Origin of the sequence: Hymenobacter cyanobacteriorum (assembly GCF_022631375.1) — a bacterium.
GTDB lineage: Bacteria > Bacteroidota > Bacteroidia > Cytophagales > Hymenobacteraceae > Hymenobacter > Hymenobacter cyanobacteriorum.
This window is the reverse complement of sequence record NZ_JALBGC010000001.1, coordinates 582,935-600,510: the sequence shown is the minus strand read 5'-3', so window position 1 is coordinate 600,510 and position 17,576 is coordinate 582,935. Positions and strand designations below refer to the sequence as shown.

15 protein-coding genes and 2 tRNA genes are annotated in these 17,576 nt (G+C 60.6%); 14 read left to right on the top strand and 3 right to left on the bottom strand.

Annotation, left to right across the window (positions count from 1 at the left end; all coding sequences use genetic code 11):
• Positions 1 to 44: 44 nt before the first annotated feature.
• The 3 genes from MON38_RS02575 to MON38_RS02565 all read left to right on the top strand — a co-directional run bounded on the left by MON38_RS02575 (position 45) and on the right by MON38_RS02565 (position 2,961).
• Complete coding sequence (locus MON38_RS02575) at positions 45 to 428, top strand: response regulator (protein ID WP_241934566.1); 384 nt, start codon at positions 45 to 47, stop codon at positions 426 to 428.
• Between the two features lie 114 nt (positions 429 to 542).
• Entirely contained in the window at positions 543 to 1,310 is a 768-nt protein-coding gene (locus MON38_RS02570) for an MBL fold metallo-hydrolase (RefSeq protein WP_241934565.1), read from the top strand.
• A gap of 31 nt (positions 1,311 to 1,341) precedes the next feature.
• Positions 1,342 to 2,961 (top strand): NFACT RNA binding domain-containing protein, encoded by a 1,620-nt coding sequence (locus tag MON38_RS02565; protein WP_241934564.1) that lies wholly within the window; start codon positions 1,342 to 1,344, stop codon positions 2,959 to 2,961.
• Between the two features lie 184 nt (positions 2,962 to 3,145).
• Here the strand turns inward: MON38_RS02565 and MON38_RS02560 are convergent.
• Positions 3,146 to 3,227 (bottom strand) — tRNA-Leu (locus tag MON38_RS02560).
• Positions 3,228 to 3,423: 196 nt separating this feature from the next.
• Between MON38_RS02560 and MON38_RS02555 the strand changes: the two genes are divergently transcribed.
• Complete coding sequence (locus MON38_RS02555) at positions 3,424 to 3,888, top strand: low affinity iron permease family protein (protein WP_241934563.1); 465 nt, start codon at positions 3,424 to 3,426, stop codon at positions 3,886 to 3,888.
• A 61-nt stretch (positions 3,889 to 3,949) separates the two neighbouring features.
• Here the strand turns inward: MON38_RS02555 and MON38_RS02550 are convergent, their stop codons facing one another.
• Positions 3,950 to 4,645, bottom strand: coding sequence for a Dps family protein (locus tag MON38_RS02550; protein ID WP_241934562.1), 696 nt, complete (start codon positions 4,643 to 4,645; stop codon positions 3,950 to 3,952).
• A gap of 114 nt (positions 4,646 to 4,759) precedes the next feature.
• Here MON38_RS02550 and MON38_RS02545 point away from each other — a divergent pair, with 114 nt between their 5' ends.
• From MON38_RS02545 to cphA, 7 genes are all read left to right on the top strand, one after another.
• On the top strand, positions 4,760 to 5,488 hold the full coding sequence (locus MON38_RS02545; protein ID WP_241934561.1) for a VIT1/CCC1 transporter family protein: 729 nt from the start codon (positions 4,760 to 4,762) through the stop codon (positions 5,486 to 5,488).
• A gap of 156 nt (positions 5,489 to 5,644) precedes the next feature.
• A complete protein-coding gene (locus tag MON38_RS02540; RefSeq protein WP_241934560.1) occupies positions 5,645 to 6,478 on the top strand; it encodes a polyphosphate kinase 2 family protein in 834 nt (277 codons plus the stop codon).
• Positions 6,479 to 6,497: 19 nt separating this feature from the next.
• Entirely contained in the window at positions 6,498 to 6,941 is a 444-nt protein-coding gene (locus tag MON38_RS02535) for a hypothetical protein (protein ID WP_241934559.1), read from the top strand.
• A gap of 129 nt (positions 6,942 to 7,070) precedes the next feature.
• Positions 7,071 to 9,209 (top strand): 30S ribosomal protein S1, encoded by a 2,139-nt coding sequence (rpsA, locus tag MON38_RS02530; RefSeq protein WP_241934558.1) that lies wholly within the window; start codon positions 7,071 to 7,073, stop codon positions 9,207 to 9,209.
• A 118-nt stretch (positions 9,210 to 9,327) separates the two neighbouring features.
• Positions 9,328 to 9,398: transfer RNA gene (locus MON38_RS02525), tRNA-Cys, on the top strand.
• Positions 9,399 to 9,717: 319 nt separating this feature from the next.
• Positions 9,718 to 11,457, top strand: a complete 1,740-nt coding sequence (locus tag MON38_RS02520) for a sensor histidine kinase (protein WP_241934557.1) — start codon at positions 9,718 to 9,720, stop codon at positions 11,455 to 11,457.
• 173 nt (positions 11,458 to 11,630) lie between these two features.
• A complete protein-coding gene (gene cphA / locus MON38_RS02515; protein ID WP_241934556.1) occupies positions 11,631 to 14,258 on the top strand; it encodes a cyanophycin synthetase in 2,628 nt (875 codons plus the stop codon).
• Positions 14,259 to 14,445: 187 nt separating this feature from the next.
• Here cphA and MON38_RS02510 read toward each other — a convergent pair whose 3' ends face one another.
• Positions 14,446 to 15,396, bottom strand: a complete 951-nt coding sequence (locus MON38_RS02510) for a hypothetical protein (RefSeq protein ID WP_241934555.1) — start codon at positions 15,394 to 15,396, stop codon at positions 14,446 to 14,448.
• A gap of 125 nt (positions 15,397 to 15,521) precedes the next feature.
• Here MON38_RS02510 and MON38_RS02505 point away from each other — a divergent pair, with 125 nt between their 5' ends.
• From MON38_RS02505 to MON38_RS02495, 3 genes are read left to right on the top strand one after another with little or no spacing between them, the layout of a single operon-like run.
• The gene (locus MON38_RS02505) at positions 15,522 to 16,130 is read left to right on the top strand and encodes a methyltransferase domain-containing protein (RefSeq protein WP_241934554.1); all 609 of its coding nucleotides are present in this window, start codon (positions 15,522 to 15,524) and stop codon (positions 16,128 to 16,130) included.
• A 6-nt stretch (positions 16,131 to 16,136) separates the two neighbouring features.
• Entirely contained in the window at positions 16,137 to 16,997 is an 861-nt protein-coding gene (gene kdsA, locus MON38_RS02500) for a 3-deoxy-8-phosphooctulonate synthase (protein ID WP_241934553.1), read from the top strand.
• A gap of 23 nt (positions 16,998 to 17,020) precedes the next feature.
• Positions 17,021 to 17,548: an STM3941 family protein gene (locus tag MON38_RS02495; RefSeq protein WP_241934552.1), complete on the top strand. Its 528-nt coding sequence runs from the start codon at positions 17,021 to 17,023 to the stop codon at positions 17,546 to 17,548.
• Positions 17,549 to 17,576 lie beyond the last annotated feature (28 nt).

The window sequence follows — 17,576 nt, the reverse complement described above, 5'->3', positions numbered from 1 at the left end:
CATTCTACCATCGTTCTCCACTCTCAAAACAAACCCCCACGCGCATGTCTGTTGATACCCAAAAGACGATTCTGATTGCTGAAGACAGCTCGGTTATCCTCAACCTTACCCGCAAAATCCTCGAGCTTCAGAAGTACAAGATTGTACTGGCCAAAAACGGTGGCGAAGTGCTGAAACAGCTCGAAAGCAACCCCATCGACTGCGTGCTGATGGACATCAACATTCCGGTGAAAGACGGCATGCAGTGCACCCGCGAAATCCGCGCCCACGCCGACCCCAAAATCAACAAGCTGCCCATCATCGCCATCACCGGCAACGCCAACAACTACTCGATGGACCAGTTCCGCGAGGCCGGCGTAACCGACTACCTGCCCAAGCCGCTCGACTTCGACGCGCTGGTGCGCGTGGTGAAGCAGTACGTGGGCTAAGGGAGTTAAGAGTTAGGAGTTAAGAGTTAGGAGTTGGCAACTGAGTGTTTGGCTGGTGCCTGCTCTGGAATGACCACTAAAACTCTTAACTCCTAACTCTTAACTCTTAACTCAATGAATATAACATTTCTCGGCACGGGCACCTCGTCGGGCGTGCCCATGATTGGGTGCACCTGCGCCGTGTGCCGCTCGCTCGACCACCGCGACCACCGCCTGCGCGTGTCGGTGCACGTGGTGGTCGACGGGCTGAGCCTCGTTATCGACTCGGGTCCCGATTTCCGGCAGCAGATGCTGCGCGCCCGCATCACCCACCTCGACGGCCTGCTCTTCACCCACGAGCACAAAGACCATACTGCGGGCCTCGACGACATCCGGGCCTTCAATTTCCGGCAGCAAACCGATATGCCGGTGTATGGCGAGCCGCGCGTGCTGCGCCAGCTGCAGCAGGAGTTTGCCTACATTTTTGCCGAGCACAAGTACCCCGGCGTGCCCCGCGTGGTGCTGCACCCCATCGAGCGCGACGACGAACCGTTCGACGTGCTGGGCGTGCCCGTGCTGCCGCTGCGCGCCATGCACCACAAGCTGCCGGTGCTGGGCTTCCGCATCGGCAACTTCTGCTACCTCACCGATGCCAACCACCTCGGCCCCGAAACCCGCGCCCAGTTGCGCGGTGCCGACGTCATCGTGCTCAACGCCCTGCGCCGCGAACAGCACATCTCACATTTCACCCTGGCCCAGGCCATCGAGGTGCTGGAAGAAGCCGCCCCCAAGCGCGCCTACCTCACCCACATCAGCCACCAGCTGGGCCGCCACGCCGAAGTCGAGGCCGAACTGCCGCCTTGGATTCGGCTGGCGTACGATGGACTGACTATTAGCTGTTAGCTAAAAGCTATTAGCTGACAGCTTTTGCTAAATGCATACCAATTACTACTTCCTACGCCAGCTGGCCCCCGCGCTCACCGAGCGGCTACGGGGCTACCGCGTGGCCGCCTGTTTCACGCAGGAAAAGGATGAGCTGGTGGTCGGACTCACCAACGGCGCACAGGAGTTCTGGCTGAAAGCCCAACTGGGTGCGAATTTTCCCGCGCTGGCCCTGCCCGAAACCTTCCAGCGCGCCCGTTCCAACTCTGTTGATTTATTCCCCGATTTGCTGGGCGAGCAGGTCGAATCCGTCGCCGCCTGGTCCCAGGACCGGGTGCTGCAGGTGAATTTCCGCAGCGGCGCGCGCCTCGTATTCAAGCTCTACGGCCCGCGCCCCAACGCCATTTTCCGCCCCACGCCCGACGCGCCCGCTCAGCTTTTCCAGCAAAAGCTACTGGCCGATGCCGTCCTTCGCCCCCAGCCGGCAGCCGCGCCGCCCACGCCGGCAGAACCACCAGCGCCGGCCGAATCCGCGCAATCCGTTGAATCCGTTGAATCTGCGGTCCAGAAACTTCCTCCACCGCTGGCCGACCTGCCGCTGCGTTACCTGCGCGCCCACGGCTACGACGAGGACGCACCCGAAGCCAAAACCCGCCAGGTAAATCAGGTGCTGGCCCAGCTCGAAAAACCAGCGCACTACTTCATTATCCAGCTCGACGGCCGTACGCGGCTTAGCTTGCTGCCGCTAGGGGAGGTGCTCGAAACCTTCGGCGGCGATGACCCCGTGGCTGCTCTGCACCGCTTCGTGCCCATGGCGCTGGGCCGCCGCGCCCTCGAAACCGAAACCCACCAACTGCGCCAACTGCTTACGCGCCGCGCCGATGAGGCCGGCACCGCCGCCGCCCACGCCCGCCGCCGTCTGCACGCGCTGGCCCACGAAGCCGGCTACCGCAACTCGGCCGACCTCATCATGGCCAACCTGCACGCCATCGCACCTGGCGCGGCCCAGGTCGAGGTCATCGACTTCTACACCAACGAGCCGCGCACTATCAAGCTCAAGCCCTCGGAAAAGCCCCAGCGCACCGCCGAAAACCTCTACCGCAAAGCCAAAAACCAGCAAATCGAGGAGCGCGAGCTCACCGAGCGTATTGCCCGGCGCGAGGCCGAAGCTTTCGTCGCTCTAGAGCGACTAGAGGAAATGGACTCCCAGCCCGCCCTGGCCGAGCTGCGCGGCCTGCGCAATTGGCGCAAGCAGCACGGCCTCAACCCCGCCGCCAACGCCAACACCAAAGTTCCCGGCGAGCTGCCCTTCAAAGTATTCGAAGACCGCGGCTTCACCATTCTCGTGGGCCGCAGCGCCGAAAACAACGACCTGCTCACCCAGAAATACGCGCACAAGGACGACCTCTGGCTGCACGCCAAGGACGTGGCTGGCTCGCACGTCGTTATCCGTCATCGCGCCGGCCAAACCGTGCCCGAGCCTGTAATCGAGCATGCCGCCATGCTGGCTGGCTGGTACTCCAAGCGCCAGAACGACACGCTTTGCCCGGTTACCGTCACGCCCAAAAAGTTCGTGCGCAAGCCCCGCGGGGCCCGGCCCGGCCAAGTTATCGTCGAGCGCGAGCAGGTGGTGCTGGTAAAACCAGGGAATCCGTTCGAGCGGGAGCAGTAAATGAGTTCATTGAACGTCATGCAGAGCGCAGCGAAGCATCTCGCGTGCAACAAGTAATTCAGTTGCAGGAAAATAATTGCTGCCCCACGCGAGATGCTTCGCTGCGCTCTGCATGACGTTCAATGAACCCTGACCGGCACGAAAAAGCCCGCTGCAATTGCTTGCAGCGGGCTTTCGTTTTGCGTGCGCGCGGGGAGATTCGAACTCCCACACCCGAAGGCACCACCCCCTCAAGATGGCGTGTCTACCAGTTTCACCACGTGCGCAAAAGGCAACTAAACTTGGCAATCGGCCGAAGCCGGCGTCGCTGAGGTGGCGAAGCGGGTGCAAAGATAGCAGGAGAATTCCGGCCGTACAACCAATGGCGCGGGTTTTTCATGCGCCGTCCATCAATTAGCCCCTAACCTTGGGCTTTCGTAGAAGGAAGCAAGTGCCTTTCTCACCTGACAATCATCTGGCTACATGGCAAACGCTCCTGTTCCGTCGCACACCTCTTTTTTTGGCCGCATGGCCGAAAGCATCACCCGCTTCTCCGGCTCCACGGCCGCTTTCCTCGCTGCGGCGGGCATTGTGCTGGTCTGGGCCCTCACCGGGCCGCTGTTTCACTACTCCGAAACCTGGCAGCTGGTCATCAATACCGGTACCACCATCGTCACATTTTTGATGGTTTTTCTCATTCAGCGCGCCCAGAACAAGGATTCACTGGTGCTCCATCTCAAGCTGAACGAGCTCATTGCCGCCACCCAGGGAGCCAGCAACCGCCTCATCAACGCCCAGGATTTTTCGGAAGAGGAAATCCGCATCCTGCACGATTTCTACTGCGCTCTTGCTGAGTTGGCCAAAAAGGACAACGACCTCGGCAAAACCCACACCGTGGAAGAAGCCGAAGACAACCAGCGCGAAAAGCTCGCCGCCCAGACGGAATAAATCGACAACAAAAAAGCCGCCGCAGTTACTGCGGCGGCTTTCTCATATAATATCTAAATTCTTACTCGGCGCGGGTCAGCGGCGAATCCACTACGTGCTCCGATACGAACCACACCTGGAACTCGTTGGTGCGCATTAGGTCGCTCACGATGAGGTCGTTGGTGCCGTCGTCGCCCGACTCGTCGGCCTTCTTGGCGTAGTCGTGGCAGTTTTTGAGGATGGTCTGGTGGGCGCTCAGCAGGCGCGAAACCTGAATGGGGGCCTCCTCACGGTCGCGCGGGATGCGGGGCAGGCTGGTGAGCTCGGCCACGTCGTGGGCCATGGCCACGGCCACGCCGCCCAGAATCTGGATACGCTCGGCGATGGTATCGACCAGTGTGGCCTGCTCCTCATAGTGCTTGTCGTACAGCAAATGCAGCTGGTAGAACGTGGGGCCCACCACCTGCCAATGGTGCTTCTTGTACATGTCGCGCAGCGTGATGGTATCGGCCAGCAGCTGGTTGAGCATGGTCACGCTTTCGCGGCGGGTCGATTCATCGAGGCCGATGGGCAGGCGCTGGCTCACGGTGCCATACTTCTGGGTAGGAGCGGGGGCGTGGTTCTGCTGGTTGAGGATGGGCTGGATATCGACCGCAGGGTTTGTGCCAGCACCTTTGCCGGTATTGGCGGCCGGAGCAGCGGTTTTCTTGGCGGCAGGAGCAGCAGCTTTTTTAGGCGCGGCGGCTTTGGGAGCAGCGGCTTTGGCGGAAGTTGCCATAGGATGAAAAACGGATGAAGTGAGGAAATTGCCGAGGAATCCGGCAGCGAAATTTGCTTATTCCCCGTACGTAAAGCACCCTGCGGGGTTAAGCCCGACTTCCTAAAAATTCTTATGGCCACGCCCGAAACGACCACCCAGCTGCCGCACGACGTGCACTCCGAGCACCACCTCACCAGCTCGGCCATGTTGCAGGATGTGGTCATCGGCCTCTCCGATGGCCTGACGGTTCCTTTCGCCCTGGCGGCCGGCCTCAGTGGCGCGGTATCATCGTCGGGTCTCGTCATCACGGCGGGCCTGGCCGAAATTGTGGCCGGTAGTATTGCCATGGGCCTCGGTGGCTACCTGGCCGGCCGCACCGAGGTCGAGCATTATGCTTCGGAACTCGACCGCGAGCACCGCGAAGTGAAAGAAGTGCCCGATAAGGAGCGCGCCGAAGTCGACGAGCTGCTGGCCGACATGGGCCTCTCCGAAGCCACCCGCCGCCAGGCCGTGGCCGAGCTCACCGCCGACCCCGAGCAGTGGGTGAAATTTATGATGAAGTACGAGCTGGGTCTCGAAGAGCCCGACCCCAGGCAGGCCCCCAAAAGCGCCTTCACCATCAGCGCAGCCTACGCCGTGGGCGGCCTCATCCCACTAAGCGCCTACTTTTTTACCGATACGCCGCGCCAGGGCCTGCTTTACTCGGCCATCATCACGCTGGTGTGCCTCTTCGTCTTCGGCTACTTCAAAAGTCGGATGACCGGCCAGCCGCCCGTGGCTGGGGCCGTGAAAATGGCTGTTGTAGGTGCCCTAGCCGCTGCCGCTGCATTTGGTATCGCCCGGCTGGTGGGCGGGGCGTAGCAAGGCTGTCATTCCGACGCAGGAGGAATCTGAGTAAAACCGTTAAAAGATAATTATCAGATTCCTCCTGCGTCGGAATGACAGCCTTGCGTCTCCTACCGCCTTACTCTTGCGATATCTCCCCGTTTCTAAAGCCGCTGTTGTGCCATCCGCCATATGAAATTCAAGCTCCCCAAAACCTCCGCTGTCCTCGTCAAAGGCAAGTCCTTCAAACTAGCCGACGTGGACCCCAGCAGCGAAAAGCCCTTCGCCCACCACCCCCACAACCGCGAAGATGCCACCCCGCGCCTGCTTAAGCTGCGCCAGCGCCTATTCGAGCTGCAGGAAGTGCTTTACGCCGAGCACAAGCGTAGCTTGCTGCTGGTGTTTCAGGCCATGGATACCGGCGGTAAGGACGGCGCCATCGGCAACCTGCTCACTGGCGTGAACCCGGCCGGCGTGTCGGTCGCTTCCTTCAAAGCACCTTCGCCGGAGGAACTGAGCCACGATTTTCTCTGGCGCATCCACGCCCAGACGCCCAAGCGCGGCCACATCGGCGTGTTCAACCGCTCACACTACGAAGACGTGCTCGTGACCCGCGTGCACGAAATAATTGACGACCAAACCGCCGAGCAGCGCTTCGAGGACATCAACAACTTCGAAAGCCTGCTCACCCGCAACGGCACGCGCATTCTCAAATTCTTCCTGCACATCTCGAAAGAGGAGCAGGCCGCCCGCCTGCAGGCTCGCCTCGACGACCCCGCCAAAAACTGGAAATTCGACCCCAACGACCTCAAAGAGCGCGCCCGCTGGGACGACTACCAGGCCGTGTACGAAGATGCCCTGCGCCACTGCTCGCCCGCGCACGCCCCGTGGTTCGTCATCCCCGCCAACCAGAAGTGGGCCCGCGACCTGGCTATTGCGGAAATCGTCGTGGCCACCCTGGAGGACATGAACCCCCAGTCACCCAAAGCTACTTTCGATGTGAAGGCGCAGGTGATTGAGCAGTAGCAGTTGATTTTAAGATTTTATGCGTCAACCGTCAATTAAAACTGACTTTTGGGAATTGCGTTCAGCGGAAGAATCACACTTGAAAAATCCGAAAGATTTCTGGATACCGTCATTGGAGGAAAGGCAAAGCGTAAAGCGGGGGCAGGCCGTGCGATTAATCTTTGATATCGAGGTTGAAAACGAAGATGGTAGCTTAGAAGTCAGCGGAGAGCGAATGTGGGTTTTGGTGAAGGAATCCATAGGTAATGACTTCATTGGAGTGCTGGATAACCAGCCCGCTTGTTCCGATTTCGATGACAACGTTTACTTATGCTTTGGAGCAGAGGTGCCGTTTCGGGCCGAGCACATTATTGATATCGATACACCACCACAAGATTATGTGGAATGGCAACTCGGATTACCCGTTGAACGGGTATGGCCGCGCGAAGAGAATAGCGAAATCCCCACTAGCAAAACTGCCTGATAACCCGTACCTTTGCGGCCCCGCCAGGGTGGCGGGCCTTGCTGTGCAACAGTAAGGTGTTCAACCAGAACCGCGAATTGGCCCGGGCACCGGCCTTCTCGTTTATCTAAGAGGTGCCCGCAAGCTATTATGGCAGAATTGATTGACGATTTCGACTGGGATAACGTCGGAGCCACCGGTTTTGGTGGAAACTACTCGGCCGACCAGCGCGCCGAGATGGAGAAAATGTACGGCGACACGCTGACGACCGTACAGGAAGAAGAAGTAGTGAAGGGCACCGTGGTTGGCATCACCGACCGCGACGTAATCCTGAACATCGGCTTCAAATCGGATGGCCTCGTTTCGATTACTGAATTCCGCGACCTGCCCGACCTGAAAATCGGCGACGAGGTAGAGGTGTTCATCGAAGACCAGGAAGATGCCAACGGCCAGCTCATCCTGAGCCGCAAGAAAGCTAAAATCAAGCAGGCCTGGAAGTCGATTTACGACGCCCTCGAGTTGGATACCATCCTCGAAGGTGTGGTGAAGCGTCGCACCAAAGGCGGCCTCATCATGGAGCTCGACGGCGTAGAAGCCTTCCTGCCCGGCTCGCAAATCGACGTGAAGCCCATCCGCGACTTCGACATCTACGTGGGTCGTCGCATGGAAGTGAAAGTGGTGAAAATCAACTCCGCTTTCGACAACGTCGTGGTTTCGCACAAAGTACTCATCGAGAAAGACCTCGAGAAGCAGCGTGAGGCCATCCTGAACAACCTCGAAAAAGGTCAGATTCTGGAAGGCAACATCAAGAACATGACCAACTTCGGCGTGTTCATCGACCTCGGCGGTGTCGACGGTCTGCTGCACATCACGGACATCTCGTGGGGCCGCATCGCTCACCCGAGCGAAGTGCTGACCCTGGACCAGAAGCTGAACATCGTGGTTCTGGACTTCGACGAAGCCAAGAAGCGTATTTCGCTGGGCTTGAAGCAGCTGACGCCCCACCCGTGGGATTCGCTGCCGGCCGACCTGCAGCCGGGTTCGAAAGTATCGGGCCGCATCGTGAACGTGGCCGACTACGGCGCTTTCATGGAAGTGGTACCGGGCGTAGAAGGCCTCATCCACGTTTCGGAAATGAGCTGGAGCCAGCACCTGCGCAACCCGCAGGACTTCATCAAGCAGGGCGACACGGTAGAAGCGCAGATTCTGACGCTCGACCGCGAAGACCGCAAGATGAGCCTCGGCATCAAGCAACTGACCGAAGACCCGTGGACCCGTGGCGACTTCGCCTCGACCTACGCCGTGGGCACCAAGCACAGCGGCACCGTGCGTAATCTGACCAACTTCGGCCTGTTCGTAGAACTGGAAGAGGGTGTGGACGGCCTCGTGCACGTGTCGGACCTGAGCTGGACCAAGAAAATCAAACACCCCTCCGAAATGGTGAAGGTGGGCGACAAGCTGGATGTAGTTGTTCTGGAGCTGGACCTGGGCGCCCGTCGCCTGGCCCTGGGCCACAAGCAACTGGAAGAAAACCCCTGGGATACCTTCCAGACGGTGTTCACCCCCGGCTCGGTCCACAAGGCGACCATCACCGAGAAGACCGAGCGTGGCGCGGTGCTCGAACTGCCGTACGGCATCGAGGGCTTCGCTTACCCCAAGTCGCTGGTGAAGGAAGACGGCTCGAACGCTGAGAACGGCGAGCAGCTCGACTTCCGCGTAACGGAGTTCTCGAAGGACGACCGCCGCATTGTGCTCTCGCACACGGCCGTTTATAACAAGGAAGCCGCCGCTGAGGACGACAGCCGCAACAACAAGTTCAAGAAGAAAACCAACGCGAAGGCTGGCGACACCCAGGGCGAAGGCAAAATCAGCGACTTGAAGAAGAACGACGAGAAGTCGACCCTCGGCGACCTCGACGCCCTGAGCGCCCTGCGCGACCAGATGATGGGCAACGAGCGCAAGGCCGGTGAGCAGAAGCTCGCCGCCGCTGCCAAGCCCGCCGCTGCTCCCAAGGCCGCCAAGGCTGACGCTCCGGCTGCTGACGAAGCTCCCGCCGCCGAAGCTGCTCCGGCCGCTGAGGAAGGTGGCCTGCTGGCCGGCATCGCCGGTGCTGCTTCGGCTGCCTTCGACACCGTGAAGCACGCTGCTTCGGACGCGGTGGATGCCGTGACGCACTCGGACGCCTTCCACAAGGCTTCGGAAGTAGCCGGTGACCTGGTGGACAAGGCCAAAGGCCTGGTTGCCGGCGACGACGCTGCCGACAAAAAAGACGACGAAGCCAAAGCCTAACCGCTTAGCCTTGTTGCAGAAAGGAGCCCCGGCGCATGCGCCGGGGCTTTTTTTGTGCGCAAGCCCTTGCCCACGCCAAAACCCCTGCCTACCTTTGCGCTCCCAAAAGACCACTCCCGGTGACGTGACCGAGTGGCTAGGTAGAGGTCTGCAAAACCTCCTACGGCGGTTCGAATCCGCCCGTCACCTCTTAGTTAGATGCCAGAATCCCCTTGTAAATCGATTATTTACAAGGGGATTCTGATTTTTGGCCTGCCGTGAACGGCGCAACGCCTCTTTGCCGAGCCTTGCCATGGAAATGCACCTTATGGCCTTGGCTTCGTAAGAGGAAGCCGGATGCCTCTCTGGGCCGCTTTGCCTGGCGTTGTAGTGGCGCCGCTGCCAAAAAACGGAGGACTGTGGCAATTGCACTCCGCTTCCACAGCGCGCGGTAACCAATAGTTATTGGCGCTGAATAGCAATAATTTAAACCGTCACATAATTTACCCTCGGCTGTGCCTTGCTGCTTATGTCGCCACAAGAACTATTTAAAGGTGGGGGCGAAATGGGCGAGCGTATCCGCACGCTGGACTGGACGCAAACCCAGCTCGGGGCCGTCGATACCTGGCCGCAGAGCTTGATAACGGCCGTCAACATCATGCTGGGCTCGCGCTTTCCGATGATGGTGCATTGGGGGCCGGATTTGGTGCATTTCTACAACGACGGCTACGCGACCATTCTGCAAGGCAAGCACCCGGGCGCGCTGGGCCAACCGGCCGAGCCGTGGTGGCGGGAAATGTGGCCTTTCCTGCTCGGCATCTTCGGGCCCGTGCTGGCCGGCGAAACCACTTACTTCGAGAACGGCCTGGTGCTGCCCAACCGGCAGGGCTTTGTGGAAGAAGCGTATTTCACGTTCTCGCACAGTCCGATTTACGACGAAGCCAACCGGGTGGGCGGCATTTTCGTCACAGCCCTCGAAACCACGGTTACGGTGTTGCAGCAGCGCCGCCTGGCCTTGCTCAGCAACCTTATGGCCCAGACGGCAACGTCGGTGCTGCCCGCCGAAGCGGCGCAGCACATCATCGCGGCTTTGGCCACCAACCCGGACGATATTCCGTTTGCCCTGCTCTACGCGCACGAGCCCTTGGCGCCGCACGCGCAGCTGCGCGCCTGGTTTGGCCTGCCGGCGGGCGAGCCTACCGCGCCTGCCACCTTATTGGCGAGCCCCACGGCGCAAAGCTCGGCGGGCTGGCCGCTGGCGGAGGTGTTCCGGAGCAACGGGCCGGTGCTGGTCGAAAGCCTGGCCGAGCGGTTCGGGAGCTGGCCTGCCGGCGCGTGGCCGGAGCCGCCCACGCGGGCGCTGCTGTTGCCCCTGCTCACGGGGGCTTCCATCGACCCCACGGCGGTGCTGATTGTGGGCCTGAGCGCCCGCCGGCCGCTCGACGAAGCGTATCAAACCTTCTTCACGCTGGTGGCCGACTACGCTGGGCGCGCCCTGGCCCGGGCCACCACCCTCTACGAGGCGCAGCGCATGAACCAGGCGCTGCGCGAAGCCAACACCTCGCTGGATTCCTTCGTCCACATCGTGGCCCACGACCTGAAAGGGCCGGTAACCAACCTGCAAGGCCTGCTGGAAGTGCACCGCGAGGAACCCTCCGGCACCAGCCGCACCTACCTGATGTCGCTGGTAGAAAAGGAAGTGCAACACCTCACGGGCACTATTCACGGCTTACTGCAGGTGCTGTATGCGCAGCACAACGGCGCGGCCGCAGTGCCGGAAACCGTGCTGCTCGACGATGTATTTGCTACCGTGCAGGCTGAAGTGGCGGACCTGCTGTTTCAGCAGCACGGCCACCTGAGTGCCGACTTTTCGGGAGCCCCCACGGTGTACCAGCCCCGGATTTATCTGGAAAGCATCCTGAAAAACCTGGTCAGCAACGCGCTGAAGTACCGTTCGCCGGAGCGTGCGCCCATTATCGAGGTGCGCAGCTACCGGCAGGGGGGCGACGTGTTGCTCACTGTGGCCGACAATGGGCGGGGCATCGACCTGGTCCGCGACCGGGAGCGCCTGTTCCAGCCCTTTACCCGCCTAACCACCGAGGGCGAAGGCGCGGGGTTGGGCCTGCACATGATTCAAGTGCTGGTGCAGCAACGGGGCGGCATGCTGGATGTTGCCAGCACGCCGGGCGTAGGCACGATTTTCACCGTAATTCTGCCTGCCGCGGCTTTGGCCCGCGTCGATGCCCCAGTCAATGTGATTGACGGCTAGCGCCCTTTGTACGGCCAATGTAGCGAGTGAAAAGCCGCTTTTAAGTAGAGCTTTTTTCGTGTCTGACGGGGTAGGCGGCATGTTCTGGGCGCATTCATGCCTACATTTCGTAGCCAAGCTGGGCCGTTGGCCGTACTTGCGGCATCCCTCGTTCTTTACCACCCCACCACCTTATGAAGATTGTTGACCTCCGCACCATGCGCGGGCCGAGCTATTGGTCTGTTAAACACTACAAACTGATTGTTGCCAAAGTTGATTTGCAGGAACTGGCCGGCCAATGGTCGAACACCGTGCCGGGCTTCGCGGGGCGGTTGATGAAGCTGTTCCCGAATATCGGGCAGGTGCAGCCCAGCGGCATGAGCGGCAAGCAGGCCGCCAAGCACCAGCCCCTGACCGAAGAAGCGTTGGTGGATGGCGAGCCCCTGGGCCACGTTATCCAGCACGTGGCGCTGGAGCTGCAGCGGCAGGCCGCCATGCCCGTGTTCTGGGGCAAGAGCTACCCGGCGCACGAGGAAGGGGTGGAGTTTGTGGTGGTGGCCTACCAGGAGGAGCGTGCTGGCCGCCGCGCCATGGAAGCCGCCGTGGACATTGTGGAGGCGGTTTGCAAAAAGGAGAAGGTCGACCTGAAGCCCATTGTAGCCGAGCTGCATGAGATTCGGGAGGACGAGTTTTTCGGGCCCAGCACGTACAGCATCGTGGCCGAGGCCGCGTCGCGCAACATTCCCTACATCCAACTCAAGAATACCAGCATCATTCAGCTGGGCTACGGCGAGAACCAGCGCCGCATCTGGGCCACCACCACCAACCTGACTTCGCACGCGGGCGTGGAAGTGGCCGGCAATAAGAACCGCACCAAGGCCATGCTGCACGACGGCGGCGTGCCCGTGCCGCGCGGCACCACCGTGTATTCGGAAGCCGGCCTGCGCGATGCCATCGACGAGCTGGGCTTCCCCATCGTGACCAAGCCGCTCGACGGCAACCACGGCAAAGGTGCCACCATCCGCATCATGAACTGGAAGGATGCCGCCGAGGGCCTGAAAGCCGCGCAGGTGTATTCGCGGGCCGTGATTGTGGAGCAATTCATCGAAGGCTTCGATTTCCGCCTGCTGGTGGTGAACGGCAAGCTGATTGCCGCCGCCAAGCGCACGCCCGCCGCCGTGACGGGCAACGGCAAGAGCACCATCCAGCAACTCATTGACGAGGTGAACAAGGACCCGCGCCGCGGCATTGGCCACGAGAAGGTGCTCACCAGCATCAAGGCCGACAAGCACACGCTGGACATTCTGAAAGGACGCAAGCTGACGCTGAAATCGGTGCTGCCGGCCGGCGAAATCCTGTATTTGAAGAGCACCGCCAACATCAGCACCGGCGGCACCGCTACCGACGTGACCGACCAGATGCACCCCTACAACGTGCTGCTGGCCGAGCGGGTGGCCGGCATCGTGGGCCTCGATATCTGCGGCATCGATTTGATGGCTACCGACATTGCTGTGCCCCTGAACGAGAGCCGCGGCGCCGTGATTGAAGTGAATGCCGCGCCCGGCTTCCGCATGCACATTGCGCCCACCGATGGCCTGCCGCGCAACGTGGCCGCGCCGGTGGTCGATATGCTGTTCCCGCCCGGCAGCACGGCCCGCATTCCGATTATCGCCGTAACGGGCACTAACGGCAAAACCACCACCACGCGCCTCATTGCGCACCTGGTGGCCAGCAAGGGCTACAAAGTGGGATTCACCACGACGGATGGCATTTACATTCAGGGCGTGCAGCTGCAGAAGGGCGACTGCACCGGTGGCCAAAGCGCCGAGTTTGTACTGAAGGACCCCACCGTGAACTACGCGGTGCTCGAAACCGCGCGCGGCGGCATGCTGCGCTCGGGCCTGGGCTTCCATACCTGCGACATTGCCGTGGTAACCAACGTGGCCGCCGACCACCTCGGCCTGCGCGACATCCACACCGTGGAGGAAATGGCCACTGTGAAAGGCGTGCTGCCCCGCACCGTGCGCAAAAACGGCTGGGCCGTGCTCAACGCCGACGACGACCTCGTGTACGCCATGGCCCGCACCGTCGATTGTCAGGTTGCGCTGTTCAGCATGGACGAAAACAACCCCCGCATCCGCGAGCACGTGGAAGCCGGGGGCGTGGCCGCCGTGTACGAGGAAGGCTACGTCACCATTTACCGCAACAGCTACAAGCTGCGCATCGACCGCGCCGCCGAGTTCCCCGTCACGTTTGAGGGCCGCGCGGGCTTCAATATTGAGAACTGCCTGGCGGCCGGACTGGCCGGCTACCTGGCCGGGTTCGATAAGGATGCCATTAAAACCGCCTTCCGCACCTTCATCCCGTCGGGCACGAAAACGCCGGGGCGCATGAACGTGTACAATTTTCCGAAGTTCGAGGTGATTGTGGACTACGCCCACAACACGGCCGGCATCACCAAATTCGCCGAGTTCATGGACGCGACCACGGCCACGCACAAAATCGGCATCGTGTCGGGCCTGGGCGACCGCCGCGACGAAGACACGCTGGGCTTCGCCCGCATCGCCGGCCGCATTTTCGACGAAGTGATTCTGCGCCAGGACCGCGACCTGCGCGGCAAGTCGGCCGAATTCCTGCGCGAAATCATGGAGCGCGGCCTGCGCCTCGACAAGCCGGACTTGAAAATCACCTACATCGAAAACGAGCCCGACGCCATCGACCACCTGCTGAAGCACACGCCCAAGGGTGGGGTAGGGGTCATCTTCACCGAGAATATCAGCGCCACGCTGGCCAAGCTGGACGAGTTCGAGAAGAACGTCTGAACCGCAGATTTCCGCAGATTAGACGGATAAGAACGGATTCTTCTTTGCCACAGGATGAATATAGAAAAAGGCCACTGCTGATGAAGCAGTGGCCTTTTTCTATAGCTTCGGGCGAACTGACAAATGCAATCAGTTGAGTCCGTCCGAATCCGTTCTTATCCGTTTAATCTGCGAAAATCTGCGGTCCTTATTTCAGCGTGAAGGTCGTTTTGCCCATCAGCTGGCCGCTCTCGTAGAGTTCCACGGTGTGCAGGCCTTTCTTGTACTCGGCACCCTTGGCGTACACGAATTCCAGCTTTTGGCGGGTGTTGTCGTACACCACGTCCTGCTTCTGGGTGTAGAAAGCCTCCTGGCCGTCGACGGTGAAGGTGCCGCCGCCCGTGCTCAGGTTGTAAAGGGCCGCGCCATCGGGCTCCAGAATGCGCAGGTAGACGGCCTTGGTTTCCTTGGGCGACACATCGTTGCGGGCGAAGTTGGCCGTAATTTTCAGCTTCTCGACGCGTTTGGCTTTGAATTCCTCCTTATCGTCGTCTTTCTCCTTGTTTTTAGAGGTGATGATGGCCACGTGGATATTGTCGGCCTGCAGGCGCGAAGCCACCGATACTTTCTCGCTCAGCTCCCGGTTGCTGCGCACCACCGTGCTAATGGTGTCAGCCAGCTTGTTCTGGCGCTCTTTCAGCGTGGTGGTTTCGGTGTAAAGGGTTTCGTTGTCCTTCTTCAGCTGCGAAATGTCGTCGTCCTTCTTGCGCAGCTGGCTTTCCAGGTTCTGGGCGCGCTGCTTGAAGAGGTTTTGCTGGGCAATGGAGAAGCTGCCCGCCTTAAAGGAGCGCAGTTTCAGTAGGTCGGCGTTCACGGCCGATATTTTGGCCACCAGCGAGTCGTTGCTCAGGCCCAAGGCCTGCAGCTCCTGGCTTTGGCGCTCGAAATCGGCTTTCAGGGCCTCATATTGCTTGATTTGCTCCTGCAGCTTGCTGTCTTTGGCTTTTACTTCGGTGGTCAGCGCCTCGTTTTGCTGGCCTTTCTGCTGGTTGAGGTAGAACAGGACCCCGTTGATGCCGAGCAGGACGAGCACCAGGGCCACCCAAAGGAGGACGCGGCTGTTGTTGGAGCGGGGTTCGGGGGTTTCGTTAGGGTCCATGCGGGAATAGTTAAGCGAAAGAAGCGAATGGAAATCGAGGCCCGCGGCGCAGTGCGGCACGTACCTTTGGGCGTAAAAATAGGGGAGTTTACTGCCCTGGCAAGTTAAACCTATACTTTGGCCCGATGAAAACGGTTTTACCCGCCTTCGATGCCGCCTACTGGCAAGCACGTTACGACGACGGCCGCGATGGTTGGGACGCTCGCGGCATCACTCCGCCGCTGCGCGCTTACTTCGACCAGCTCGATGTGGCTGCTCAGCCGCGCATCCTCATCCCCGGGGCCGGCCGCGCCTACGAGGCCGAGTACCTGCACCAGCTGGGTTTCCGGCAGGTGTTTGTGGCCGACATTGCTCCCGAAGCGCTGGCCGCGCTGGCCGCCCGCGTGCCCGACTTCCCGCCGGAGCACCTGCTGCTGGCCGACTTTTTTGCCCTGCCCAACGACCCGCCCTACGATTTAATTGTGGAGCAGACGTTCTTCTGCGCCCTCGACCCCGCCCTGCGCCCCGCCTACGCCCGGCAGTGCGCCCACCTGTTGCGCCCCGGCGGCACACTCATGGGCCTGCTGTTCGATACCGATTTCGGCCCCGTGCAGGAGCCGCCGTTTGGCGGCAGCAAAGAGGAATACCGCGAATATTTCGCGCCCTATTTTGAGTTTCGCCATTTCGAAACCGCTACCAACTCGCTCAAGCCCCGGCAGGGGCGCGAGCTGTTTATTTGTTTGAAAAAGAAATAATCCATCATGCTCCAAGCCCTCGCCAACACGCTCCCGCACTTCCGCAACACCAATTCCGGCCAGTTTTTCCTCATGGCCGGCCCCTGCGTCATCGAAGGCGAGGACATGGCCCTGCGCATCGCCGAGCGCATCAAGCACATGACCGACAAGCTGCAGATTCCCTACATCTTCAAGGGTTCCTACCGCAAGGCCAACCGCTCGCGCCTCGACTCGTTCACCGGCATCGGCGACGAAACGGCGCTGCGCATTCTGCAGAAAGTGGGCCGCGAAATCGGCGTGCCGACGGTCACGGACATTCACGAATCGGACGAAGCCGCGCTGGCGGCCGAGTACGTCGACGTGCTTCAGATTCCGGCCTTCCTGTGCCGCCAGACCGATTTGCTGATTGCGGCTGCCCAAACCGGCAAAGTCGTCAACATCAAGAAAGGCCAATTCCTGAGCGGGGAGGCTATGAAATGGGCCGTGGACAAGGTGCGCCAGGCCGGCAACCCCCACGTCATCCTCACCGAGCGCGGCAACTCGTTCGGCTACTCCGACCTCGTGGTCGATTTCCGCAACCTGCCCGCCATGCGCGAATTCGACGTGCCCGTGGTGATGGACGTGACGCACTCGCTGCAGCGCCCCAACCAGAGCAGTGGCGTGACCGGCGGCCAGCCCGCCCTCATCGAAACCATTGCCAAAGCCGCCATTGCCGTGGGGGCCGACGGCCTGTTCATCGAAACCCACCCCACGCCCGCCACGGCGCTGTCCGACGGGGCCAACATGCTGCCGCTCGACCAGCTCGAAGCGCTGCTGGTGAAGCTCACGCGGGTGCGCGACGCCTTGCGCCCCACCAGCGGCATCGACACGCAAGGCCTGAACGCCTAACCCTAACGCGACCCGCATCCGGAATGAAGGAGTTTCGGCTATATAAATCCCGCCCGAAAGCGCTGAAGCTGCTGCTGGGCTGCGCGGCCTTCGTGGCCATTGGCTGCTTCATGCTGACTCAGCCCACCGCGCCGAAAGGGGTGGCTTGGATGAGCATTGGCTTTTTTGGACTCGGAATTCCTGTTTGCCTGTTTCAGCTGTTCGACCGGCGGCCCCAGATAATAGTGAATGATATCGGGGTGTTCGACCGAACGATGCACCACGAATTCATTAACTGGGAGCTTATTCAGGACGTGTATCTGGCCGAAGTGAACCGGCAGGTATTCATTTGCCTGGTGGTAGACAGTGCTTTTGAACCGTCGCGTCGGAAAGGGAAATTCAAGCAGGGAGTCGCCAGCCTCAACAAGGAGCTGGGCTTCCAGGAGCTGAATATCTCGCTGGCTTTCGTCAACATCGACGCTTTCCGGTTCGCCGAATTCATGCTGGCCATGCGCGGGGCCGCCCCGCCCGAGCGGGAAGTGCTGGTGCAAAAAGCGCTGTCCAACCTGTAATATGCGTGGACTTCAAAGTCCGCGCTAC